Here is a 23,434-nt window from a genome sequence, read left to right on the forward strand (position 1 = left end):
ACGGCCGGGCGGGGTTACTAAACAGCCAGTTGCAGAGCTAGAATTCACCACCGGAATTGTCATCTGTTTGTCATTTGTGCCGATCGAAGCCTCAATTCCTAACACCAGTCGACGAGAATAAACTAGAGAGGTCCGGAAATTATGATCATGGAAGCGGATTTTGTGAAAGACAGCATCGAACTCGAATCGACGCATTCAGTCAGTCTCGGAACAATCCTGATCATTGAAGATGATCCGCGCATGCAAAAAGTCCTTCGCCGGATCTTCGCTGAAGAACACTACACCGTGCTCGTTGCAGGAGATGGTCAGACCGGGCTGAATTTGTTCCGCACGGAGCGGCCCGTGGCGGTAGTCCTTGATTTAATACTGCCTGGCATTCCTGGCCGCGAACTTTGCCAGAAGTTCAAGTCGATCTCCAGCGAAACTCCGATCATCGTGCTTAGCGCGATTAGCGAAGTAGTGGACAAGGTCTTGCTGCTGGAACTGGGGGCTGACGACTATGTTACAAAACCGTTCAGTCCACGCGAACTGACGGCCCGCATTCAAGCGGCTATCCGAAGGCAGCGCAAACCCGCCCGCGCAGAGATCTTCCGCTTCGCCGACTGCGAAATCGACTTCAAGAGTATGACCGCACGGCGTAGCGGAGTGCCTGTTAGTCTCACGGCACACGAGTTCAAGCTGCTTAAATACTTTACTGAAAACATTGACCGTGTCCTTACCCGAGAACTCCTGTTGAATGAGGTGTGGGGTTATAACTCCTACCCCACAACGCGGACAGTTGATAATCAGATATTGAAACTGCGTCAAAAGCTGGAAACCAACCCGGCCGATCCAAAACATATCCTCACTATCTATGGGGCAGGATATAAATTTGTTCCATGAGTATTCCCAGTCAAGGCCGGCTGCCCAAATGACCAACGAGTTAGTAGGCCTCAACGAGAAGCCGGGGATTCGGACACACATCCTGTTGGTCGTTGCCATGGCGTTGGTAATTGCAGTTGTTACGGGTTCGTCGCTGTTACTCATCCGCCATCGCTTGCGCGTCGAAGTTACAGAGGAGCTGTCCCAGGACCTGACTCACTCTGTCACCACATTCCAAAACCTGCAGGCAGAGCGCGTAGCAGCTTTGGAGCGTGAGAACTCGCTCCTTGCCCAACTGCCAACTTTGAAGGCGCTGATGACCAGCGGCGACGACCTCACCATTCAGGATGGCGCTACCGAATTTTGGCGGCTTAGCGGAAACGATCTGTTCGCGTTGATGGACCCCAGCGGACGTGTGGTCGCTGTCTATAGAAAGCACGCGGCTCCTGATGCGACCCTGGTCCGTGGGCTGCAGACCTTGACCACCTCACCGGATAAGCGTTACCTGATTGACGGCCGAGGGCTTTACGTCTGTTCTCTGCAGCCTCTTTACTTTGGTGGCGACGGCGATGGCACACTGCTTGGCTATGTCGTAAGCGGTGTGTCCATCGAACCGACCGTGCGTCAGATCAGCCGGCCCACTGGCGCTGAGGCTACATTCCTGAACGGTGGCGAAGTGGTAGCCAGTACGCTGAGTTCATCAGCACAGGCTAGCCTGACAGCCGAACCGCTGTTGAGGTCCAACATGATGCCGACTCCTGCCGTGTTGAACCTTGGAGGAACCCGTTTTCTCGCCGATACCGAGGATCTCACAGCTGGGGCAACTGCCCCGCTTAAATTGGTTGTATTGAGATCCTTTGAGGAAGCGGACCGGTCGATCCACCGGATCGATCAGATTGTGCTGAGTGCGGGGCTTCTGGCGTTTCTCCTGGGCACCCCTTTGATGATTGTTCTCTCACGCTTTGTGACTCGTCCGCTTGAAGAGCTTTCGCGGAGTGTGATCGCATTTGGTGTGGGGGATGGAGCATATCGTATCCCTAAATATGGAACGCAGGAGGTTCGCCAGCTGAGTACAGCCTTCTCAGGCATGCGGAAAGAGATTCAACAGAAGAGCAGGGAACTGCTGGAGTCTGAGCGTTTGGCGACGATCGGCCGCATGGCGAGTTCGGTCTCACATGACCTCCGGCACTACTTGGCTGCGATCTATGCCAACTCGGAGTTTTTGGCCTCACGTCAGCTTTCAGAGCAGGAACGTGCGGAGATATTCGCAGACGTTCGTGCAGCCGTGCACGGCACCACCGATATGATCGAGTCGCTTCTCATCTTCAGCCGCAACGGTGCTGCCATGAAGCGTTCTCCAGAGATAATGGCTACCCTGCTCGAACGAGCTGCCGCGGTGGTCCGTGCGCATCCGGATTCGGAGCACGTTTCATTGAAGTTGCAATATGGTGATCCCGCGAAGACCACAATCGCGGCCGACGGAAAGCAAATCGAACGTGCACTTTGCAATCTCTTACTCAACGCCTGCCAGGCCACGCGGCCGGCCGAGCGGGAGCGTAAAGTGATGTTGACCCTTGAGGTCCACGAAACTCAGATGTTTATCCACATTATCGATAATGGAGAGGGAATCCCGGACGCCATTCGTAACAGCTTGTTCGAACCTTTTGTGAGTGAGGGAAAACAGAAGGGCACAGGTCTCGGTCTCACGCTCGCTAACTGCATTGCTATTGAGCACGGAGGAGAGGTCGTTCTTCTCAAAAGCCGCCCTGGTGAAACTGTCTTTCAGATGAGGTTGTCGCGCGGGCTTCTAATCCCTGACGTGACGGCTCTTCCGGAAGCGAATCCGCAAAATCAGGTTATCGAACATGAGAATATACGGTCCTAGCAGAACTTGTCGTTTCTTGAGTTCTCTTCGCAGCCTATCGTGGATGTCGTTACTGGCTTTATCCTGCGGACTCTTCGCCCGTGGTGCGTATGCGCAGAACGCAACGCCGCCGGATTTGTCGGATCAGCTCCAGAGGTTGACGGAAGCGATGGCGCGAACCCAGGCTCAGGTCGAGCAGTCGCAACGCGAACTGGATGAGATGCGCCGACAAATGAGTGCTCTGCAGGCACTCATGGCAAAGTCCGGTTCCTCAGCGAATGTTACGTCCCCGCCTGCAGCCACCCCAGAGGCAACTTCGTCAACTTCACAGCCGCCATCAACGACTGCCAGCGTCGATATCGATGAAATTCGCGAACGTCAAGCAATAGACGAGGCGCAGATCAAAACTCAAGATCAGACAAAGGTAGAGAGCGAATCAAAGTATCCCGTAAAAGTAACTGGACTGTTACTGCTCAACGGATTCGTCAATACCAGACAAGTGGACGCAGCGCCTACGCCCACAGTCGCGGTCTCTGGACCGGGCAGCAGTGGCGCGTCGTTACGTCAGACTGTTCTCGGTATCGCGGCTCGCGGCCCGCATCTCTTCGGTGCTCGAAGCTACGCAGATCTGAGCGTGGATTTTGACGGCAACCCGTCGTCCGTCAGCACCACAACCAACTACGCCGGCTACGACGCATCCAACGCTACACTATTACGGCTGCGGACAGCTCATGCGGGTCTGCAATGGGAACACACCCAGGCGTACTTTTCGTTGGATCGCCCTATCTTCAGCCCGGATACGCCAACCTCATTGACTGCGGTGGCGGAGCCTTCGCTCGCCTGGTCCGGTAACCTTTGGACGTGGAATCCGCAGCTCGGTGTCACGCAGGACCTTCCCGTTGGTTCTCACACGGTTCGTCTGCAGGGAGCTCTGGTCGATGTCGGGGATGCCCCATGGCCTGCCCCGCCAATCTCTATGGCGATTGGCGGGACCTCCGCAACCACCGCACAACAGAGCCGTTGGCCGGGTGCGGAGGCCCGTGTCGCGCTGCTTGGGTCGAAACTGGATGATGGCAGCCATCTCGGCTTCGGGGGATACTTCGCTCCTCATCTCAGTCCGTTCGGAAAACGCTTCGACGCTTGGGCCGGAACGCTCGATGCAAAATTGCTTCTGCCGTTCCGCCTCGCATTCAGCGGCAGCTTCTACCGCGGAGAGGCACTGGGCGGACTTGGAGGCGGAGCCTTTAAAGATTTCACCTATATCGCCGGTTCAATTCCCGGTGAATATTACTCCCGTCCGCTCGATGACGTCGGAGGGTGGGCACAACTGAAAGAGAAGCTCAGTGAACGGCTGGAATTCAACGCTGCGTTCGGGCTCGACAACGTCTTCTCGAAAGAGCTGCGGCCATACGCCATCACAGGCGGAAGTATCTATCAGAACCTCGCAAGAAACCGGACATACACCGGCAACATCCTCTATAGCCCAAGCGCTTACCTGCTCTTCTCTCTCGAGTATCGTCGTCTTGAGAGTTCACCTGTCAATGGCTTGACTGCCGGCAGCAACATCATCGGTGTCGGCGCGGGATATAGGTTCTGATGGCGAGAACACATCTCCGAAGATGGCTGGTCTGCTGCGTGAGTTTGGCGTCTTGCCTGATCTATGCCCAATCCAACTCCTCGCCGAATCCTGTGGGCGAGTTGCGACTGCGCGCCGTATCGACTCAGTCCGCGAAGCATCATCCCGCGCCAGCGGTCATCTGGCTGGAGCCGATCGGGGCTACACCAGCCCTTAGCTTCCGGCCCCACGGTCGCTATACTCTGCTTCAAAAGAATCGAACTTTCATCCCGCATCTGCAGGTCATTCCGGTTGGCACGTCAGTTCAATTCCCCAACGCCGATCCCTTCTTCCACAACGTCTTCTCGCTATTCGATGGAAAACGTTTTGATCTAGGTCTCTACGAAGCCGGCTCGAGCAAATCTGTGATCTTCTCTCGAGAGGGCGTGTCCTATATCTTCTGCAACATCCATCCGGAGATGAGCGCGGTCGTACTGGCACTATCCACACCCCTGTACGCGATCGCTGACGCAAACGACGCGTTCGTCCTGCCCAATATTCCCCCGGGCGACTACATCCTCCATCTGTGGGTAGAAGGCCTGCCGCAAACCACCGCCGATCAGCTGACGCAACGCTTGCATCTGACGGGACAAAATGTCGACCTGGGCGTTGTAACTATTCCTGCCAAGGCTGGCGCAAGCGATACGCATTCAAATAAGTACGGCAACCCCTATGATCCCATTCCTAAGTCACCCTACGAGCACTAAACTCAATCCGCCATGCATAACAGGTTTTTGCGTTAGTGGGCAGCCACCAGGCATAGGTACTTCTAAGGCAGAAGCTCATAGGTGACGTAGGCGAAACGGGTGGAGTCAGGGGCCCAGGAGTTTACGTTTATTGTTCCCTGGCCGCCGGTGGCCTGGATGAGTTTCTTTTGCGTATGCGCTACTTTGCCGTGGTCGATTGCCACTAGTTTCAGCTCGATGGAGACGTTGCGGGGGTTGTGATTGGGAGTGCCGGCGGGATAGCCGATGTACACCATCTTTTTGCCGTCGGGCGAGATGTGGGGGAACCAGTCTTCGAGTCCGTCGCTGACGACCATCTCGGCCTTCTCGTCGTTGTGGCCTGCGCCCTCGGCAGGGAACCGCCAGATGGCCTCTTTGCCGGAGCGGTCGGAGTTGATGTAGATCCACTTGCCGTCAGGGGAGTAGTCGGGCCCGTCATCGTGATGAGGGTTAGAGGTGAACTGCTTCTCGGGTCCACCGGCGGCGGGCATGCCATAGATGTCGAATTGACCGCTGCCGTTGCGCTGGGCCACGAAGGCGAGCGTGTTGCCGTCGGGCGACCAGCCGTGGAAGTAGCTGGGGGAGTCGGGCGTCATCACCTTTGCGTTGTTGCCGTCGGCGTCGGCGAGAAAGACCTGCGAGCCTTTCTGCGGCGGGACGGTAGCGGAGAAGGCGATCTTTGTGCCGTCGGGCGAGATGGCTTTGTCATTATTGCATTCATAGTCGGCGGGGATGGCCAGCTTTGTCGGCTCCGCGGTGCCGTCCTGCTTGAGGACGAGCTTGTAGATGGCCCCGCCGGAGTTGGCGATGAGGTATTTGCCGTCGGGGGACCAGTTTGGCGCCTCCCAGATGGAGTCGGCCGTGTAGACCAGATGCGAGGAGCCGGTGTGCAGGTCGTAGACGAAGAGACGGCTGCGCAGATGCTGCTCGGCTGGCTGTGACGGCGTAGTTTGTGCGCGAAGAGCCGGTGTTAGAAGAGAGACTGCGACTACGGCAAGTTTGCAGAAGTCCCGCGTTGGGACCGAGAGAGACTTCATGGGGTGACACTCCTCTTTTGCTGAAAAGTCGCGGGGGATTCGCTCGTGACGGCGATTCTGGAACGGCATACTTCGCTCCCCATAGCGCTCTGGAGAGTGGCTTTCTCTCATGCGACTCACACCCGCCATGATACCGTGGGAGAACGAAAATATGCCCGGCACGATGGGAAGATTGAACTTCGACTCTACTGGTCGCAGCCGCGAGCCGCGGCCCCTGGCGTCCACACTCGCAGCGTTTGGTGGATGGTTTCTGACTGCGGTGTTTTGCGGCGGACCGTCTGCTCCAGCTCATGCTCAACAGGCACAAACGGGTTCGGCGCCGGTGGTAGTGCAGCCGGGTGCGCCGGGAACTCCCAGCAGGCGACTGCCGTCCTCGACCACCGCCACGGCTCCCCAAAGATCGCAGGCTGACGTCGAGTTCATGCAGGGCATGATTATGCATCATGGGCAGGCGGTCGAGATGACGGCGCTGATTCCGTCGCACACGGAGAACAAAGAGATTCGTTCTCTGGGGGCGCGCATCGGCCTTTCGCAGGCAGATGAGATGAAGTTCATGAAACGGTGGCTTACGGCGCGCGGGGAGTCCGTGTCAATGTCCATGCCGGGTATGCCGGATATGGATAAGAGCGGGGGCCCGATGCAGGCCATGCCGGGGATGTTGACGCCGAAGCAGATGGAGGCGTTGCAGCAGGCCAGGGGCGCAGAGTTCGACCAACTGTTTTTGACAGGGATGATTCAGCATCACAATGGTGCGCTGGTGATGGTCAGGCAACTGTTCGATACGCCCGGCGCGGGACAGGATGCGGAGCTGTTCGACTTCGCTACGGATGCAGATAACTCGCAAAGGGCCGAGATCGGGATTATGCAGAATATGTTGAAGGAGAAACGATGAATCGTAGGCAGTCTCACGCTTTCCGTTTGGCTGGTGTGGCCTTTGGCGCGGCTTTGGTGTGTTCCGGTTGGGTAGCTCTGTGGGCGCAGGCTCCCGCTGGACAGGCTCCTTCTGCTCCCGCTGCGCAGGCGGCGCCAGAGGAAGACGATAATCCGTTTCTACCGAAGCCCGCTGTGCCGTTGCCACCGGGTATGACGGGGTCGACGACAAACGATCCGCGCGTGGGATTGAAGCCGGGACTCTACGACGCAGGTGAGGCTGCGATGGGGATTGAGCACCTCGCGTTTTTGAAGAAGCCTAACGCGTTTCAACTGTCATCTACGAATCCAGACGATCCCGCGGTGCAGAAGAGTCTGGACCTGATCGGGGTGGGTAACAGGGACAAGATACCGAAGCCGATGCAGTTGGTGATTGCGCAGCTCGCCTTCGCAAACTCCGACTTTGCGTTTCAGGGAACGCATCTGTTCCAGGGCAACTTTTATGGCGTGAGCTTCTATGACATCTCGAACCCGGCGAAGCTGTCGTTGATTACGACACTGGTGTGCCCGGGCGGGCAGGGCGATGTTTCGGTCTATGGGAATCTGCTGTTTATGTCGGTGGAGATGCCGAACGGGCGGCTGGACTGCGGAGTGCAGGGGTTTCCGCCGCTGCCCCCGCCGGAGCCGGGGCATGAGAAGGACCATCGGATTCCGACGGCGAGCCCGGATCGCTTTCGCGGCGTAAGGGTGTTCGACATTTCGGATATCAAAAATCCGAAGCAGGTGGCGGCGGTGCAGACCTGCCGCGGGTCGCACACGCATACCCTGGTGGTGGACCCTAACGATAAGGACAACGTCTACATCTATGTTTCGGGGACATCGTTTGTGCGGCAGAGTGAGGAGCTTGCGGGCTGCTCGCGGGAGGAGAAGCCGGAGAAAGACTCGAACACTTCGCTGTTCCGGATCGACGTGATCAAGGTGCCGCTTGCCGCGCCGCAACAGGCCAAAGTGGTTTCGAGTCCGCGGGTATTTATCGATCCGCGCACCGGCGCTCTGAACGGCCTGAACAATGGCGGAAGGCACGATAAGAAAGCCGAGAAGCCTGCGGACACCAACCAGTGCCACGACATAACGGTGTATTCGGCCTTGGGGCTCGCAGCCGGAGCCTGCTCCGGCAACGGCATTCTGCTGGATATCAGGGACCCTGTGCATCCGAAACGCGTGGATGCCGTAAACGATCCAAACTACTCGTACTGGCACTCGGCGTCGTTCTCGAACGATGGAACGAAGGTGGTGTTCACCGATGAGTGGGGCGGCGGTCTGCAGCCGCGCTGCCGTTCGACGGACCCGAACAAGTGGGGAGCGGATGCGATCTTCCATCTGAAGGACGACAAGCTGTCGTTTGCGAGTTACTACAAGATGCCGGCCGCACAGACGGAGACGGAGAACTGCGTTGCTCACAACGGCTCATTGATTCCAGTTCCAGGACGTGATATTGAGGTGCAGGCGTGGTATCAGGGTGGCATCTCCGTGATGGACTTTACGGACGCGGCACATCCGTACGAGATCGCTTACTATGATCGCGGGCCTGTCGATGCCAAGGCGCTGATCCTGGGTGGCGACTGGTCTGCCTATTGGTATAACGGCTATATCTACGGGTCGGAGATCGCGCGCGGACTGGATGTGTTTAAGCTGGTCCCAAGCAAATTTCTGACACAGAACGAAATCGATGCGGCCAGCCTGGTGAAGGTCACCGAACTGAACGTGCAGAACCAGCAGAAGATTGCGTGGCCGTCTCAGTTGACGGTGGCGCGAGCGTATCTCGATCAGCTGGGGCGTTCGCAGGCATTGTCGTCAGAGCGGATCGCTGATTTGAATAAGGCGATTATGCGGACGCAGAGGTCGCACCTTGGCAAGAAGGATCTGGCAAAACTGCATGGCATGGCGGCGTCTGTTGAGACGAGTGCTTCGGACGCGAAGAACCCAGAGGATGCCAAGAGGTTGCATGCACTGGCTCAGATACTGGAAAGTCCAACTGCCTGAGCTTAGCGGCTTGCCGTTTCTTAGTGATGGGTCTGGTCTCGCTGGCCAGGCCCATCACTGTTTCTTGTTATGAATCATGGTTGTTATTTTTGCGAAGCGGGTGGACCATTCGTCTGGTCTTCACCAAGTCGTCATAGATGAATGCGGAGTGTCGATCTGTCGATCTCTTTTTCCCATCGTGCTATCACCAACGTCGCTACTCCATTGCCGATCATGTTCACGGCTGCGCGGAACATGCTCATAAAGCGGTCGATCCCGAGGATGAGGGCCATCCCTGCGACAGGAACAGTCGAAACGACCGATAAGGTTCCGACCAATGCGATGAACGAGGCGCCCTGAACGCCGCTGGCTCCTTTTGAAGTAAGGACTGCTACCGCGAAGATGGTCAACTGCTGCGCCAGAGTGAGGTGCGTTCCCGTAGCCTGGGCCACAAATAGAGCAGCCAGCGTGATGTAGAGACTCGTGCCATCCGTGTTGAAGGCGTATCCCGTAGGGACAACGAGCCCTACGAGCGCCTTCGAGCACCCCAGGGCTTCAAGTTTTTCCATGAGCGTGGGAAGTGCAGGCTCGGAGGAGCTGACAGCCAGGACGAGAAGAATCTCCTCTTTGATGTACGACAGAAACTTGAAGATGTTGAATCCGGCAAGGAGCGCGACTGCTCCCAGCACGACCACAACGAAGAAGATTGAAGTAACGTAAAACGTTCCAATTAATTTGAGCAGCGGCCCGAGGGATGCGATGCCGTACTTGCCCACGGTAAAGGCCATCGCGCCGAATGCTCCCAGCGGGGCGAAGCGCATGATGATGCCAACGACTCCGAAGATGGCACTCGTAAAGGTATCGAGCAGAGAGAGAAGCGGCTTGCACCGATCTCCCATCAACGACAGTGCAAAGCCAAAGAGCAAGGCGACCAGCAGAACCTGCAGGATGTCGCCCTTGGCAAAGGCATCCACGATCGTTGTCGGGATGATGTGCATTGCGAACTCGGTTACAGTCTGCGCCTTCGCTTGTCCTGCATAGCCTTCTACTGCTTTCGCATCAAGAGTCGCTGGATTTACGTGAAAGTCTGCACCCGGATGAACGATATTTCCCACCACTAAGCCGATGAAGAGCGCCAGTGTGGAAACCACCTCAAAGTAGATCAACGCCTTTCCGCCAACTCGACCCACCTTCTTCAAATCCTGCATGCCGGCGATTCCGGAGACCACCGTGCAGAAGATGATCGGTGTAACAACCATGGTGATGAGGCGGATGAACGCATCGCCCAGCGGCTTCATGGCAACGGCGCGCGCCGGGCTTAGGTACCCGAATACCATCGCCAGCACAACGGCGATGCAGACCTGAAACCAGAAACTAAAATAAAAAGGGGTTTTACCCTTTGATTCAGTGGAGGTACTTACAGGGAGCTGCTCTACACCAACGCTTTCCATGTCTTATGCCTCAGCCTACGGTCGTCCGGGAAAGTCCATGCCTGGCTGCGCATCATCACAAGCCGAGCGCTCGGGCAAGCTAAAGTTTTGGTTCGCGGATCGACTCAGCAAGGTCATGCATGAAAGTCGCGGCCTTTGCCCCGTCCAACACACGGTGGTCGCAGGAGATCGTCAGGCTGAAGATTGGCCTCACAACAACGACTCCGTCTACCGCGACTGCTCTCTGTACGATTTGACCTACGGCCAGGATTGCGGCCTGGGGCGGAGTGATGATGGCGCAAAAGGAATCGATGTGGAACATTCCGAGATTGCTGACCGTGAAGGTCCCGCCAGCAAAATCCGTAGGACGGAGGCGACCTGCTTTTGCCCGGTCCGTCAACTCGCGACGTTGTTTGGCGATCTCACCCAGCGTCGCAGTGTTTGCGTTGTGGACCACAGGCGCTACGACACCGTCCTCGACGGCCATCGCGACGGAGACGTTTACGTCACGGTTCAGACGGACTCCGTTCTCGATCCAGCTTGCATTAACGCGCGGATGCCGGGCCAGAGCGCGAGCCACGAGCGCGACAAGGATGTCGGTATGCGTGAGCTTTACTCCGGAGGATCGCTCGACCTCGGGCCCGAGAGCTGCGCGTAGGGAATTCAATGCCGTTGCATTCACCTCTCGCTGCAGAAAGAAGTGCGGGACCGTGGTCCAGCTCTGCACCGTTCGTTCCGCCATCAGTCGGCCAATAGAAGAGAGTGTTTCGTGTTGAACCGCAGGAGCGCGAGAGTCGTTAGGACCACCGTCGATGATTGCCTGAATGTCCGAAGCCAGAATCTCTCCGCCATCGCCTGAACCCTGCACCGAAGTGAGATCGATACCGTTGTCTTTCGCGAGCCGACGCGCCTTAGGAGAGACTCTTCCGGTGGAGTTAGCAATCACCGGCTGCTGAGAATTTTCTTCAGTGGTGCGGGCTGCTTCGGCAAGTGAAGGAGCCGCTTGTGTGTGAGGTTTTGCCTCAGCCGGCACGTCTTCTCCAGGCTTCAGAATCCAGGCAATAGTCTGGCCGACTGGAATGTCGGTCCCCACTTCGCCGGTGATTCCACCGAGAACGCCATCGGCAGTGGCTTCCACTTCCATCACGGCCTTGTCTGTTTCGATTTCGAGCAACAGGTCCCCTTTCGAGACCTTGTCGCCTTCCTTCTTAAGCCAGGAGACGAGCTTCCCTGTCTCCTGCGCCATCTCGAGTGCGGGCATTACGACACTGATAGCCATAAGTTATTGGGATACGCGGGCCCTAAGGCCGCAGCGTTAGCTCCCGATCCTCTCTTTTTGTGCACTGGCTGCAACCAGGTTGCGAACATCTGCGCTAGGTTCTGATTCTGTCTCTCGCACGGTTGGAAGCGGGCCGCCGACCGTGTAGTAATGCGCGCCAGCGACTAGAAGCTTCTCAGCAGGGAAGCGCGTGATCACCTCATGGCCGGTCTCCGTGACAACGATCTCTTCTTCGATTCGTGCCGCGCTCCAGCCATCTTTCGAGGGCCAGAACGTCTCGAGGGCGAAGACCATTCCAGGCTTGATCTCCTGCGGATGATCCAGAGAGACAAGGCGGCTGATGACCGGCTTCTCCCAGATCGCGAGTCCGATGCCGTGCCCATACTGGAGCGCGAAGGCCGCCTCCTCATTGGGGAATCCGAAGTCCTGCGCCTTCGGCCACACTGAGGCGACATCGCCCGTCGAACGGCCGGGACGAATCAGATCGATCGCAGCGTCCAGGTAGTCGCGGCATCTCTTGTAAGCGTCGACCATCGCGTGGGACGAATAGCCAATTGAGAAGGTACGGTAATAACACGTTCGGTAGCCCATGTAAGAGTGAAGAATGTCGTAGTAGACGGGGTCGCCAGGGCGCATAATTCTGTCGGAGAAGACGTGCGGATGAGGATTGCATCGTTCGCCGGAGATTGCATTGACCGCCTCGACGTACTCTGAGCCAAGGTCGTAGAGCACCTTGCTTACCAGGCCTACGGCTTCGTTCTCCCGCATGCCCGGCTTCATCGCCATGTAAAGCTCGTGATAGGCCGCATCAACCATCGAAGCAGAGGTGTTTAGAAGCGCAATCTCGTCTTTGGTCTTGATGACGCGGGCCTCGGACATCAACTGCTGACCGTCGATGACGGTAATACCCTCGCGTTGCAAAGCAAACAGGACTGGCAATTCGATGATGTCGATTCCTACCGGCTCCTTATGCAGCCCACGCATCTCTAGCTCAATGCGAATCTTCTTGGCGACATCTTCCGCACGACCGTGCTCAGGAGACATCGTGCCACGCAACATGGAGATGCCCGGGCGCGAGCGTTCTCCGAGCCACGGACAGTGCAGTTGATGATGTCGGGCTGCGGAGCCGAAGTCCCACAGGATGGGCTCATCGTTTTGCGGGAGCAAGACGAACCGGTTCGCTTTGTCCTGGGCCCATGTGCCAATGTGCGTCGACGTGAGGTAACGCACATTGTTCATGTCGAAGCAGAGCAGCGCCCCCATCTCAGACTTCGCAAGCAGGTTCTTCGCGCGCTGGAGTCTCTCTACACGAAGACGATCAAAATCGATTCGCTGCTCCCAATCAACTCCCATGGTTCCGTAAGTCGGCTGTGCCATTGCTGCTTCTCCCGTTCGTGGTCCAAAGACGTTCGTGATTCTACGACTTGCTGCAAAGCTTCTTCGCCGCATTAAAGAGCATCTTCTCAGTCGGTACGGTCAGGTCCTCAAGCGGCGGCGAGAAGGGGATGGGAACATGCATCGCTCCCATACGAAGTACCGGGCCGTCGAGATCGTAAAAAGCACCCTCCGAGATCACCGAGGCCAACTCCGAGGTCACACCGTAGCGGCCGTACCCTTCGTCGATCACAATGGCGCGAGACGTCTTCTTTGCAGAGTCAATGAGCGTCTTTTCATCGAGCGGCCAGAGAGTTCGCGGGTCGACAACCTCCGCGCTGATGCCAATCTCCGCGAGCATATCTGCCGCGCCCAGCGCCACCTGCACCATACTACTGGTCGCTACCAGTGAGATGTCTTTGCCGACGCGCTTGACCTCCGCAACGCCGAGAGGGATCGTGTATTCTCCGGTCGGGACGGGGCCTTTCAGCTTGTGGTGCATCATCTTGTCTTCGAAGAAGATGATGGGATTCTCGTCGCGGATCGCAGTCTTCAAGAGACCCTTTGCGTCGGCAGGAGTGGATGGAATCACAACCTTCAGTCCGGGCACGTGGCATAGCCATGCGTGGAGAGACTGCGAGTGTTGAGCGGCAGAGCGCCTGCTTGCTCCGAGCGTCGTCCGCAGAACCATCGGCACCTTCCACTTGCCACCCGACATGTAGTGGATCTTTGCAGCTTGATTAACCATCTGGTCCATCGTCAAGGTAAGAAAGTCGCCGAACATGATGTCGACCACGGGGCGAATCCCGGTCATGGCAGCGCCCACGGCTATGCCGGTAAAACCTGCCTCGGAGATCGGTGTGTCAAAGACTCGATTGGTTCCGAACTCCTCGACCAGCCCCGATAACACTTTGAAAGGGGTGCCTGCTTCGGCCACGTCTTCGCCAAGGATGCAGACTCGCGAGTCGTGACGCATCTCTTCCGCGAGTGCCTCCCTTACGGCCTGTGCAAAGGTCAATTCACGATCAGTACTGTCAGGCATAGACGTGCATCTCCACTTCTTCTAATGCTGGGTACGGAGCAGCGATCGCAAACTCGACAGCGGCTTTCATCTCTTCTCTTACTTCGCTTTCAAGTGCGTCGAGCGTTGCCTTATCGGTGAACCCTTCGTGAACCAGCCGTTCGCCGTGAAGCAGAATGGGGTCGCGGCGTGTCTTCCATTCCTGCTCTTCCAGCTTGGTGCGGTAGTAATCGCGATTGATGTCGCCTACGTGATGGCCGGTGTAGCGATAGGTATTGCAGAGAAGAAAAGCCGGACCATCGCCAGCTCTCGCACTGTCAATAAGTTGTTTGGCCTTTCTATAGACGGCTTGCACATCCTGCCCATCTACGGCTTCGGCTCTTACGCCAAATGCGGTGGCTCGGGCGCAGATATCTCCCGCCGTGGTCTCACTGTAGTGTGTGTACTCGTTGTAGAGGTTGTTTTCGCAGACGTAGATCACAGGGAGCTTCCAGAGCTGAGCGATGTTCAACACCTCATAGAGCAGACCCTGACCGAGTGCTCCTTCGCCAAAGAAGCAGACAGCAACCAGGCCATTGTTCAGGTACTTCGCTGAGAAGGCGGCGCCTGTCGCGATGCCCATGCTGCCACCAACGATCGCATTCGCACCCAGATTACCGGTTGCAGGATCGGCTATATGCATCGAGCCGCCTTTGCCATGACAGTATCCCGCTTCCTTCCCCAGCAGCTCGGCAAACATGAGATTCGGCGTAGCGCCTTTGGCCAGGCAGTGACCGTGTCCACGATGTGTGCTGGTGACGTAGTCTTCCTTTTTGAGAGCTTCGCAGATGCCGACCGCAATGGCTTCTTCGCCGCTGTACAAGTGAGCGAGGCCAGGCATCAACGCACGCGTGTAGAGCTCGTTCACCTGCTCTTCGAACATGCGGATACGCAACATCTGCCGATAGGCATGCAGCGCCAACTCTTTGCCGAACGTGTTCACGGCTTCTTCGGTTTGGGATGTCATCTTCCAACTCCTGTGTCGATGCCAGATAGTTTCGCTAGAACATCGAAGATTACGGCGAAGTCCAGCTTGGCCCAGTTCATGGCCCGCGCAGCAGCTAGAAATTCATTGGTAACAGCAGTGGTCGGGAGTGGCACATTCAATTGCCGTCCAAGATCCAGCGCCAGCAACATATCCTTCTGCATCATGTTCACGTCAAACCATGCCTCTTCCGGCTGCTGAAGAACGAAGGGGCCCCGGTACTTGATCATAGGAGAAGCGATGGCGCTGTGAGTGAGTACGTCCACCGCAACTTCGCGCTTGATGCCGCTCTTCTCAGCCAGCAGCACGCCTTCGGAGAAGGCCAGCATCTGTACCGCTAGGCTCAGATTCGAAGCAATCTTCATGGACAGTGCCAGTCCATTGCCGCCAACGTGCGTCACCTTGGGGCCTATATCCAACAGGATCGGTTTGACCTTCTCGAAGGTCTCTGCCCTTCCGCCTACCATCACGGAGAGATTGCCTTCCTGCAGAGTAATGACGCTTCCCGAGACAGGAGCATCCAGCATGTCAGCGCCCAGAGCGCGAACCTTTTCCGCCATCTCGCGACTTAAATCCGGCCCCACGGTGCTGATATCGACCAGGATCTTTCCGGCGCTGAGCCCAGCGAGAAAACCATCCGGGCCTTCCGCGATACCTTTCAATGCGGGACCGTTCGTGACCATGGAGAGAACAACATCAGCAGCTTCGGCTACCTCGCGCGGAGACTCTGCGATCTTCATTCCCTTCTCGATGAGTCGTTCCGCTTTGCACCGTGTCCGGTTATAGCCGGTCACAGTATGGCCCTTGGCCAGGAGCCGGTCCACCATCTCACTTCCCATTACTCCAAGGCCAATAAATCCGAGGTTCGCCATTCGATTCTGCCTTTCATTAAGAGGACTGCCTCTTAGGTGATTTATTTTTCATAACTGCAGAAACCTTCGAATCTTGGTGCACCTGTTGCAGGTGAGCACGCATCGCTTTGCGTGCACTACTGGCACTCCGCTTTTCGATCGCTTCCAGGATGAGTTTGTGATGGACCTGACCACGCTCCGGCCCCCCGGTGACAGAGAAAATTCCCAGCCGCTGCTCCCGCAAAACTCCTACGAGCGAATCCAGCAACGACAGAATGAGCGGATTTCCAGCAGCTTCGGCCAGAGCCAGATGGAAGTCGAGATCGGCTTCAATATAAGCGTCTGGATTCTTCATGCTGCGGTCCATCACCGCGACGGCCTCCCGCATCATGACCAGGTGCTGTTCTTCGATGCGAGTCGCGGCCAGCGCCGTGAACTCAGGCTCCAGAATCTCGCGCATCTCCGCAACATAGTCGGAGTCTTCAAGGTCGCCGCTCTTGAGAAAGGAGTTGAGGGAGTGGCGTATCGCCTGGGACTTTCCCGTGCTGACAAACGTGCCGCGGCCTGAGTACGCTTCGACCAGCCCCTTCTCGCTCAAGGTCTTGACGGCTTCGCGTACCGCCGTGCGGCTGACCCCAAACTCCTGGGCTAGCTCCCGTTCCGCCGGCAACTGGTCCCCTGGTTTCAGCTTTCCTTCCTGGATCGACTGCTCGATCTGCTGCACGATCTGTTCATAAAGTCTCGCTGTTCGAACTACTTTGTACATTGGCATCCCCTTCGTCTGGCCACCTTTGAGGGTGGTCGTGGTCGAAACACTATACAGGACGCCAGGGGTTGAAATTGCCATTTCGATGGAGGGTTCTCGTTTAGGGTATTCGGTTATACCAATAGACCGATTGGGTTATTGGGTTAGAAAATACTTAAGGACAAGTGGTTATACCATAATGCCACTTTAGGACAAATTGCTGTCGTGCCATCTACTTTTCAATCCAAACCGTTTTGATGTTCGTGAACTCGCGAATGCCGAAGGGTCCAAGCTCACGCCCGAATCCAGACTGCTTGACTCCGCCAAAGGGCACCCGCGGATCGGAGGCGACCATCTTGTTGACGAAGACCATTCCTGCCTCCAACTCCTGGATCAGATGGTCTCGTTCCGCCTCGTCCTGGGTCCACACACTCGCGCCCAGACCAAAGCGCGTGTCGTTGGCGATGCGGATCGCCTCCTCTGCATCTTTCACGCGAAAGATGGTCGCAACCGGACCGAAGAACTCTTCGCTATAGGCCGGCGAATCTCGTGGGATGTCGGTGAGGACGGTCGGCGGATAAAAGCTGCCCTTTCCTGGAATCGGCTTGCCACCAGTCAGAAGCCTCGCACCTGCATCGACAGACTTCTGGACATCGCGGTGCAGATCCTCGACTGCGCTGGTCGAGGCCAGCGGACCGAGCTCTGTTGCCCGATCCAGCGGATCCCCAACCTTCAGTGCTTCCATCCGCGCAACGAACTCCTTCTCAAACCTGTCGGCGATCGAATCCTCAACAATGAATCTCTTGGCTGCGATGCAGGACTGGCCGTTATTTGCGACACGCGCCTTGACCGCGGTTGCGACAGCTTCAGCAAAATTGGCCGACTTCATCACAATGTAGGGATCGCTTCCGCCCAGCTCCAGCACGACTTTTTTGATCGCTTTGGCTGCAGAGATGCCCACCTGAACGCCAGCGCCTTCGCTCCCCGTAAGCGTTGCGGCGGCGATGCGCGGATCAGCCAGAATGCCTTCAACCTTCGAGGCGCCAACCAATAAAGTTTGAAAGACTCCCTCAGCAAATCCCGCACGAAGAAAGACATCTTCGACAGCCAGCGCACTCTGCGGAACATTGGAGGCGTGCTTGAGCAGCCCCACGTTGCCGGCCATCAGAGCCGGAGCGACAAAGCGAATCACCTGCCAGAAAGGGTAGTTCCACGGCATGATGGCGAGAACCGGCCCCAGCGGCTGATAGCGTATATAGCTGCGATTTGCACTGGTCTCGACCGCCTCATCCGCTAGAAACCTCTCGGCGTGCTCGGCGTAGTAACGGCAGGCCCAGGCAGATTTGAAGGCTTCGTCGATCGCAGCCTGAATGGGCTTCCCCATCTCCAGACTCATCATGCGGCCAAACTCCTCCTTCTCCGCTTCAAGAATCTCTGCCGCTTTTATCATGCGTTCCGCGCGATAGGCGAAGCTGGTCCCACGATGAAGAACAAAGGCTGCGGCGGCCTTATCGAGCTTCGCGGCCAACTCCTCATCGGTCAGCGGATCAAAGGTTTTCATGACTTCGCCGGTGGCCGGATTGATGCTTGCAATGCCCATCTTGAAGAACCTTTCTTAGGGCGCCATAAAAGGGATCCCTGTGGTCTGACAGTTATACCGCAAGTCCGGATTGGTTTGTCAAGCGGCTTTAAAAGATAATTTATTTTGCAAATTCCTTGACCGGTGTTGTGGTGTGGTGGTAAAGCTGTCGTACCAAAAATTAGGGGGCGTACACGCAATGAACTTTCACAGAGCAGCCGGCCTTGTAACCAGAACGATGCAAGGGGTCGCTGTTGCCCTCGCGGTTCCGGTGCTTTCTCTCTCTCTCTCCCTCTTCGCCCACGCCCAGACCAACACTGGCCGCATCCTCGGCGACGTCAGCGACTCCTCAGGAGCTCTGGTCCCCGGGGCAAAGGTCACCATTACGGATGTACAGCGCGGAACCAAGCGCTCCCTGGTGACAACGCAGGCGGGCCAGTATGTGGCCCCCGACCTCCTGCCCGGCATCTACTCCGTGCGCGTCGAAGCGCCAACCTTCAAAGCTACCGAGCGCACCAATATTCAGATCGAAGTGGCTTCGGACGCGCAGGTCGATTTTGTTCTGGAGACGGGAGCAGCCTCGGAGACGGTCACAGTCACGATGCAGGTGCCGCTCATCAACACGACCTCCTCAAGCCTCGGGGGCACGCTGGGCAACAAGGAGATCAACGATCTCCCGCTCAATGGCCGCAACTACGAGAATCTGCTCCAGCTTCGTCCCGGCATCGTGCGTTATCCCGGCGGGGGCTTCTCCACAACCAGCACCAACGGCCTGCGCGCTGAGGATAACGCCTATATCATCGACGGCCTGTTCAATAGCGAGCCTTTCTCCGGACAGAGCATCATCAACGGAGCCGGCATCGCGGGAGACTCCGCAACCATCCTCCCTGTCGACGCGATCCAGGAGTTCAACCTTATCGAAAATCCGCCGGCGGAGTACGGTTGGAAGCCCGGAGCCATGGTCAACGTCGCGCTTAAATCCGGCACCAACACGCTCCACGGCACCGCCTATGCCTTTGGCCGAAACACTCCAATGGATGCGCGCAACTACTTCAATCCCATCTCGGCAGGGCCGAAGAATCCCCGCAGCCTCGAACAGTTCGGCGGTACCGTAGGCGGCCCCATCCTCAAGGACAAGCTCTTCTACTTCGGCGGATACGAACGGCAGACCTACGAGGTAGCGAGCATCAGCCAGTTGAACACCCCGCTCACCGTTCCTTTCGGGAACGACCCGAAGAACAGTGTTGTCGACGCCATTGCAGGGGTCGAAGCGGCTGGCATCGTCCCCAGCACCCCCAGTCTCACCATCGGAGGCTGTTCCGTCGGTCCGCCCATCGTCTGTAACGGTACAGGCTTTCCCACCAACAACGGCACCAGTGCGGCTGGCCCTGAGTTCATCAACTACGGACTGCCCAATGACGTCACCACCGACAACGCCGTCGCAAAGGTGGACTATCAGATCAATCAACGCCACTCGATCAACGGCCTCTACTTCTTCGGCAACAATAATGGAACCGTCTCCGACGCCAACGAACTCCAGACCGCGTGGCTGACTCAGATCCACACGCGCGCCCAGGTCGTTGGAGCGAGTTGGACCTTCATCATCAACCCGCGCTGGCTCAACGAAGCGCGCTTCGGCTACAACACCGTCTACCAGCCCACCTTCACCAACGACCGCAACAAGCCTGCCTCTGCTTACGGCCTGAACACCGGCGTCACCAATCCCCTATACTTCGGTCTACCGCGCATCAACATCTCGGACTTCTTCCCCGCGCTGAACGAACTGGGCGGATTTAACTGGCCCAAGATCCAAGGTCCCGACCGCCGCTTTCAGTTCATCGATCACGTCTCTTATACCGTCGGCAAACACGCCTACAAGTTTGGCGGCGAAATACACCGTGACAGCTTCTCCGGCGGAGCCTACGCCGGCGGTCGTGGCCGCATCAAGTTCGGCTTCGGCACCGACGCCTTCCCCGGCGCCACGCCGCTCGAAGACTTCTTCGCCGGCACGCCAGCATCCGGCAGCCTGCTCACGGGCGATCCCACCCGGCAGATTCACAACTGGGGATTCGCCAGCTTCGCTCAGGACGACTGGCGGCTCACCAAGAACCTCACCCTCAACCTCGGCCTTCGCTATGAACTGAACACTGTCGTCAAGGAAGCAAACAACCTCCTCGGAAACTTCGATCCCGCCAAAGGACTGGTCCAGGTAGGGCAGGGCATCAACGGCCCCTACAACGGCGAGCACTACAACTTCGCGCCGCGCCTGGGCTTCGCATGGGACATCACCGGAAGTGGCAGAACCGTACTGCGCGGCGGAGCCGGGCTCATCTACGAGACCGTCAACTGGGAGTCCTTCCTCGCTCTGAACAACTCGCTCGGCATCAGCACCATCCCCACCGGCGCGCTGGGTGTTGGTCCTAACGGCGGCAAGGGAACCGGTTCGATCTCGGTCGGTACCGTCAACTTCACTGGCTCCGCCCTCAACTGGAACGCGGGTTACAACAGCGGTGCCTCCACGGTCTTTCCCACCGGCGTGATCAACTGCGGAGCCAACCCCTGCAGCATCCTTGGCATGGTGCAGAACTTCCGCACCCCGCAGGTCTACAGCTGGAACCTGAACGTCGAGCACTCTTTCAAGCCCGACCTAGTGCTCGAGGTCGCCTACGTCGGCAACCACGGACAAAAACTCGTCGGCATTCACGACATCAACCAGAACGTTCCCTCGGCGGACTTCAACCACGACGAACAGTCCGGTCGCCCCTTCAACGCCCTCTATCCCTATCTTAGCTTCATCTATCAGATGGGCAACATCTACCGCTCCAACTACGACGGTCTGCAGATGACCATGACCGCCCGCAACTACCACCACTTCACCGCCGTCGCCGGCTACACCTACTCTCACTCGCTCGACAACGTAGGCGCGAACTGGGACTTCGGCGCAGGCTCCGGCATCCCCCAGGACAGCACCCATCCCGAACGCGAATACGCCAGCAGCGACTTCGACATTCGCCACCGCCTCACCCTCACCACCAGCTACGCCATCCCCGGCCGAAAATCATTCCTTCAATCCCTCGAAGGCTGGCAGATCAACTCCATCGTCAGCCTCTACGGAGCGCAGCCCTGGGGTCCCATCGATACCGGCAATGACCTCAGTCAGACCGGCGAAGGAGTCGATCGCTGGGACTTCTTCGGCAATCCTCGCGACTTCAAGTCAGGCGGCGCAGTAGGCATCCCTGTAACAGGTGCTAGCGATCCAGTCTGCATGGCCCATGCTCGCTCGCTCGCCACGCTGGCCACAGCCGGCTGCTACAGAGTGGGCAACTCCGTCATGACTCCGCCCGCGCCGGGAACCTTCGGCACCATGGGCCGAAATACCTTCCGCGACACCGGCTATAAAAACTGGGACTTCTCCGTCGATAAGAACTGGCACTTCCACGAGCGCTACGCAGCGCAGTTCCGCGCGGAGCTCTTCAACTTCACCAATCATCCCAACTTCGCCAACCCCTTCGGTGGCCAGAACGGCTGGGGCCACAACGATCCCTCCGTTCCAGGCCAATTCGGCTGCGGCTGCGCAACCCCAGACGTAGCGGCTTCAAATCCTGTCATCGGCTCAGGAGGCAGTCGCGCTGTGCAGCTCGGCCTCAAGCTCTCCTTCTAGCGCAACGCCGCAGCAGTAGCGCAGCTCTCGTTTTTGCTTGTCTTTTTTGTTGTCATTCCCGAAGGGAATCTGCGTTTTGCAGTCTCTACAGCATCGTTCCAAAGCGTTCGGCATCGGTTCAAGGCGAACATTGAAGGTAACTGTTTTTCGAAAAGTGTGGAAGAGAGGAACTCCAATCGTGGCAACCAGGCATTCCGTATCCAGGCACCCTGCAACCAGGAACTTCAAGACCATCGCATCTTTACTCACCGTCTGTGCCGGGCTCTCTTCAGCCAGCCTTCTGGCCCAGGGAGCACCGGAGCGCACTCTGGATGAGATCAAAGTTGAGGCCGTCCACCGCGCCGAGGTCGGCGGATATCCCCTCATCGGTCTCGATCCTAACGACGTCCGCGAAGCCTTCAAGTCCATCCACAACCGCGACAAGGATGAGTGGGCCGAAGGCTTCATGGGCGTCGCCGACCGCTACATGGCCGAGGGCAAAAGCCTCGAAAAGACCGATCCCGCCAAGGCCAACGCAGATTACATCCGCGCGTGGCATCTCTACTTCTTCGGCCGCTGGCCCACCGACTCCTCCCCCAAGAAAAAATTCTCCTACGCCAAAGGCATCGAAGCATTTCTAGCTCATGCCCGCTTGATGGATCCACCCGTAGAGGTCGTTCACATTCCCTTCGAAGGCAAGGAGATCATCGGCTACCTGCGGCTGCCCAAAGGCGCCACGGGCAGAATCCCCATGGTCATCGCCGTCAACGGGCTCGATAGCCGCAAGGAAGACCTCACCGAGAGCTTCTCCGCCATCCTCCCCTACGGCATCGGATACATCGCCGTCGACGGCCCCGGCACCGGCCAATCTCCTGTCAAAGCCAGTCCCACCGCAGACCGCGCCCTCTCCAAGGTCCTCGACTACCTCGCCACCCGGCCCGAAGTCGACTCCCACCGCATCGCCATGCACGGCGTCAGCTGGGGAGCCTATTGGGGCACTAAGATGGCAATCATCGAGAAAGATCGCCTCAAATGCGTCAGCGTCCAATCCCCACCCACCGACCTCTTCTTCCAGAAAGACTTTATCGTGAACTCTCTGGTAGGCAACCGCGAGTATCTCTTCGATCAGGTTCCCGCCCTGATGTCCATCTTCGAAAATGTAACCACATTGGATCAGGTGATCGACGAGTTCGCGAAGATGTCTCTGGTCAATCAGCATCTGCTAGGCAAGCCAACAGCGCCCATGCTGATCCTAGCCGGCACCAAAGACACCCAGGTTCCGATCTCCGACGTCTACAAACTCCTCGACAGTGGCGACGTTCCAAAAGACGCATGGATCAATCCGCAGGGCGGTCACCTCGGCCGACAGGTAGGCGTCTGGCCTGATCCTCGCATCTTCAAGCAGGTCATCCTTCCCTGGCTCGACCGAAATCTCAAATCCAACCCGTAACAGCTACGTTTGAAACTCCAAAAGAGTGAATAGCGGTAGAACGACAA

The 23,434-nt window shown here is 57.5% G+C and carries 17 protein-coding genes; 8 read left to right on the forward strand and 9 right to left on the reverse strand.

Features of this window, described 5'->3' with window-relative positions:
- Window positions 1-141 precede the first annotated feature (141 nt).
- The 4 genes from RBB75_RS11870 to RBB75_RS11885 are packed head-to-tail and all read left to right on the forward strand — an operon-like array spanning window position 142 to window position 5,047.
- Window positions 142-882 (forward strand): response regulator transcription factor, encoded by a 741-nt coding sequence (locus RBB75_RS11870; protein WP_306459656.1) that lies wholly within the window; start codon window positions 142-144, stop codon window positions 880-882.
- Window positions 872-2,746, forward strand: a complete 1,875-nt coding sequence (locus tag RBB75_RS11875) for a sensor histidine kinase (protein WP_353068209.1) — start codon at window positions 872-874, stop codon at window positions 2,744-2,746. The genes RBB75_RS11870 and RBB75_RS11875 overlap by 11 nt, the downstream gene beginning before the upstream one ends.
- 43 nt (window positions 2,747-2,789) lie before the next feature.
- Window positions 2,790-4,322, forward strand: a complete 1,533-nt coding sequence (locus RBB75_RS11880; protein WP_179636822.1) for a hypothetical protein — start codon at window positions 2,790-2,792, stop codon at window positions 4,320-4,322.
- A gap of 38 nt (window positions 4,323-4,360) precedes the next feature.
- Window positions 4,361-5,047 carry a hypothetical protein gene (locus RBB75_RS11885; RefSeq protein WP_353068210.1) on the forward strand — a complete coding sequence of 229 codons (687 nt, stop codon included), beginning with the start codon at window positions 4,361-4,363 and terminating at the stop codon, window positions 5,045-5,047.
- A 62-nt stretch (window positions 5,048-5,109) separates the two neighbouring features.
- On the opposite strand, the gene RBB75_RS11890 is transcribed toward RBB75_RS11885, so the two are convergent.
- On the reverse strand, window positions 5,110-6,102 hold the full coding sequence (locus RBB75_RS11890) for a TolB family protein (protein WP_179636824.1): 993 nt from the start codon (window positions 6,100-6,102) through the stop codon (window positions 5,110-5,112).
- 109 nt (window positions 6,103-6,211) lie between these two features.
- On the opposite strand from RBB75_RS11890, the gene RBB75_RS11895 reads away from it, so the two are divergent.
- Together RBB75_RS11895 and RBB75_RS11900 are read left to right on the forward strand one after the other, a co-directional pair.
- Window positions 6,212-6,994 carry a DUF305 domain-containing protein gene (locus RBB75_RS11895; protein WP_257030838.1) on the forward strand — a complete coding sequence of 261 codons (783 nt, stop codon included), beginning with the start codon at window positions 6,212-6,214 and terminating at the stop codon, window positions 6,992-6,994.
- A complete protein-coding gene (locus RBB75_RS11900; protein WP_353068212.1) occupies window positions 6,991-9,015 on the forward strand; it encodes an LVIVD repeat-containing protein in 2,025 nt (674 codons plus the stop codon). Before RBB75_RS11895 ends, RBB75_RS11900 begins: the two co-directional genes overlap by 4 nt.
- 131 nt (window positions 9,016-9,146) lie before the next feature.
- On the opposite strand, the gene dctA is transcribed toward RBB75_RS11900, so the two are convergent.
- From dctA to RBB75_RS11940, 8 genes are all read right to left on the reverse strand, one after another.
- Complete coding sequence (gene dctA, locus RBB75_RS11905; RefSeq protein ID WP_179636825.1) at window positions 9,147-10,445, reverse strand: C4-dicarboxylate transporter DctA; 1,299 nt, start codon at window positions 10,443-10,445, stop codon at window positions 9,147-9,149.
- Window positions 10,446-10,524: 79 nt separating this feature from the next.
- Window positions 10,525-11,703, reverse strand: coding sequence for a dihydrolipoamide acetyltransferase family protein (locus RBB75_RS11910; protein WP_179636826.1), 1,179 nt, complete (start codon window positions 11,701-11,703; stop codon window positions 10,525-10,527).
- A gap of 36 nt (window positions 11,704-11,739) precedes the next feature.
- Window positions 11,740-13,080 carry a M24 family metallopeptidase gene (locus RBB75_RS11915; RefSeq protein ID WP_179636827.1) on the reverse strand — a complete coding sequence of 447 codons (1,341 nt, stop codon included), beginning with the start codon at window positions 13,078-13,080 and terminating at the stop codon, window positions 11,740-11,742.
- 40 nt (window positions 13,081-13,120) lie between these two features.
- A complete protein-coding gene (locus RBB75_RS11920; protein ID WP_179636828.1) occupies window positions 13,121-14,119 on the reverse strand; it encodes an alpha-ketoacid dehydrogenase subunit beta in 999 nt (332 codons plus the stop codon).
- Complete coding sequence (locus RBB75_RS11925; protein WP_179636829.1) at window positions 14,112-15,104, reverse strand: thiamine pyrophosphate-dependent dehydrogenase E1 component subunit alpha; 993 nt, start codon at window positions 15,102-15,104, stop codon at window positions 14,112-14,114. The genes RBB75_RS11920 and RBB75_RS11925 overlap by 8 nt, the downstream gene beginning before the upstream one ends.
- Window positions 15,101-15,994, reverse strand: coding sequence for an NAD(P)-dependent oxidoreductase (locus RBB75_RS11930; RefSeq protein ID WP_353068213.1), 894 nt, complete (start codon window positions 15,992-15,994; stop codon window positions 15,101-15,103). The genes RBB75_RS11925 and RBB75_RS11930 overlap by 4 nt, the downstream gene beginning before the upstream one ends.
- Before the next feature lie 16 nt (window positions 15,995-16,010).
- Window positions 16,011-16,820, reverse strand: a complete 810-nt coding sequence (locus RBB75_RS11935; protein ID WP_179636833.1) for a FadR/GntR family transcriptional regulator — start codon at window positions 16,818-16,820, stop codon at window positions 16,011-16,013.
- A 130-nt stretch (window positions 16,821-16,950) separates the two neighbouring features.
- A complete protein-coding gene (locus tag RBB75_RS11940) occupies window positions 16,951-18,318 on the reverse strand; it encodes an NAD-dependent succinate-semialdehyde dehydrogenase (RefSeq protein ID WP_353068214.1) in 1,368 nt (455 codons plus the stop codon).
- Window positions 18,319-18,496: 178 nt separating this feature from the next.
- On the opposite strand from RBB75_RS11940, the gene RBB75_RS11945 reads away from it, so the two are divergent.
- Together RBB75_RS11945 and RBB75_RS11950 are read left to right on the forward strand one after the other, a co-directional pair.
- Window positions 18,497-21,958: a TonB-dependent receptor gene (locus RBB75_RS11945; RefSeq protein WP_353068215.1), complete on the forward strand. Its 3,462-nt coding sequence runs from the start codon at window positions 18,497-18,499 to the stop codon at window positions 21,956-21,958.
- 178 nt (window positions 21,959-22,136) lie between these two features.
- On the forward strand, window positions 22,137-23,387 hold the full coding sequence (locus RBB75_RS11950) for an alpha/beta hydrolase family protein (protein WP_353068216.1): 1,251 nt from the start codon (window positions 22,137-22,139) through the stop codon (window positions 23,385-23,387).
- The last annotated feature ends 47 nt before the right edge of the window (window positions 23,388-23,434 follow it).

This window comes from Tunturibacter empetritectus (assembly GCF_040358985.1).
GTDB lineage: Bacteria > Acidobacteriota > Terriglobia > Terriglobales > Acidobacteriaceae > Edaphobacter > Edaphobacter empetritectus.

Bases quoted from the DNA above. Each gene is read 5' to 3' on its own strand.
- RBB75_RS11870 (WP_306459656.1), top strand. From the start codon at position 142: ATGATCATGGAAGCGGATTTTGTGAAAGACAGCATCGAACTCGAATCG.
- RBB75_RS11880 (WP_179636822.1), top strand. From the start codon at position 2,790: ATGTCGTTACTGGCTTTATCCTGCGGACTCTTCGCCCGTGGTGCGTAT.
- RBB75_RS11890 (WP_179636824.1), bottom strand. From the start codon at position 6,102: ATGAAGTCTCTCTCGGTCCCAACGCGGGACTTCTGCAAACTTGCCGTA.
- RBB75_RS11895 (WP_257030838.1), top strand. From the start codon at position 6,212: ATGCGACTCACACCCGCCATGATACCGTGGGAGAACGAAAATATGCCC.
- RBB75_RS11900 (WP_353068212.1), top strand. From the start codon at position 6,991: ATGAATCGTAGGCAGTCTCACGCTTTCCGTTTGGCTGGTGTGGCCTTT.
- dctA (WP_179636825.1), bottom strand. From the start codon at position 10,445: ATGGAAAGCGTTGGTGTAGAGCAGCTCCCTGTAAGTACCTCCACTGAA.
- RBB75_RS11910 (WP_179636826.1), bottom strand. From the start codon at position 11,703: ATGGCTATCAGTGTCGTAATGCCCGCACTCGAGATGGCGCAGGAGACA.
- RBB75_RS11915 (WP_179636827.1), bottom strand. From the start codon at position 13,080: ATGGCACAGCCGACTTACGGAACCATGGGAGTTGATTGGGAGCAGCGA.
- RBB75_RS11920 (WP_179636828.1), bottom strand. From the start codon at position 14,119: ATGCCTGACAGTACTGATCGTGAATTGACCTTTGCACAGGCCGTAAGG.
- RBB75_RS11925 (WP_179636829.1), bottom strand. From the start codon at position 15,104: ATGACATCCCAAACCGAAGAAGCCGTGAACACGTTCGGCAAAGAGTTG.
- RBB75_RS11930 (WP_353068213.1), bottom strand. From the start codon at position 15,994: ATGGCGAACCTCGGATTTATTGGCCTTGGAGTAATGGGAAGTGAGATG.
- RBB75_RS11935 (WP_179636833.1), bottom strand. From the start codon at position 16,820: ATGGCAATTTCAACCCCTGGCGTCCTGTATAGTGTTTCGACCACGACC.
- RBB75_RS11940 (WP_353068214.1), bottom strand. From the start codon at position 18,318: ATGGGCATTGCAAGCATCAATCCGGCCACCGGCGAAGTCATGAAAACC.
- RBB75_RS11945 (WP_353068215.1), top strand. From the start codon at position 18,497: ATGAACTTTCACAGAGCAGCCGGCCTTGTAACCAGAACGATGCAAGGG.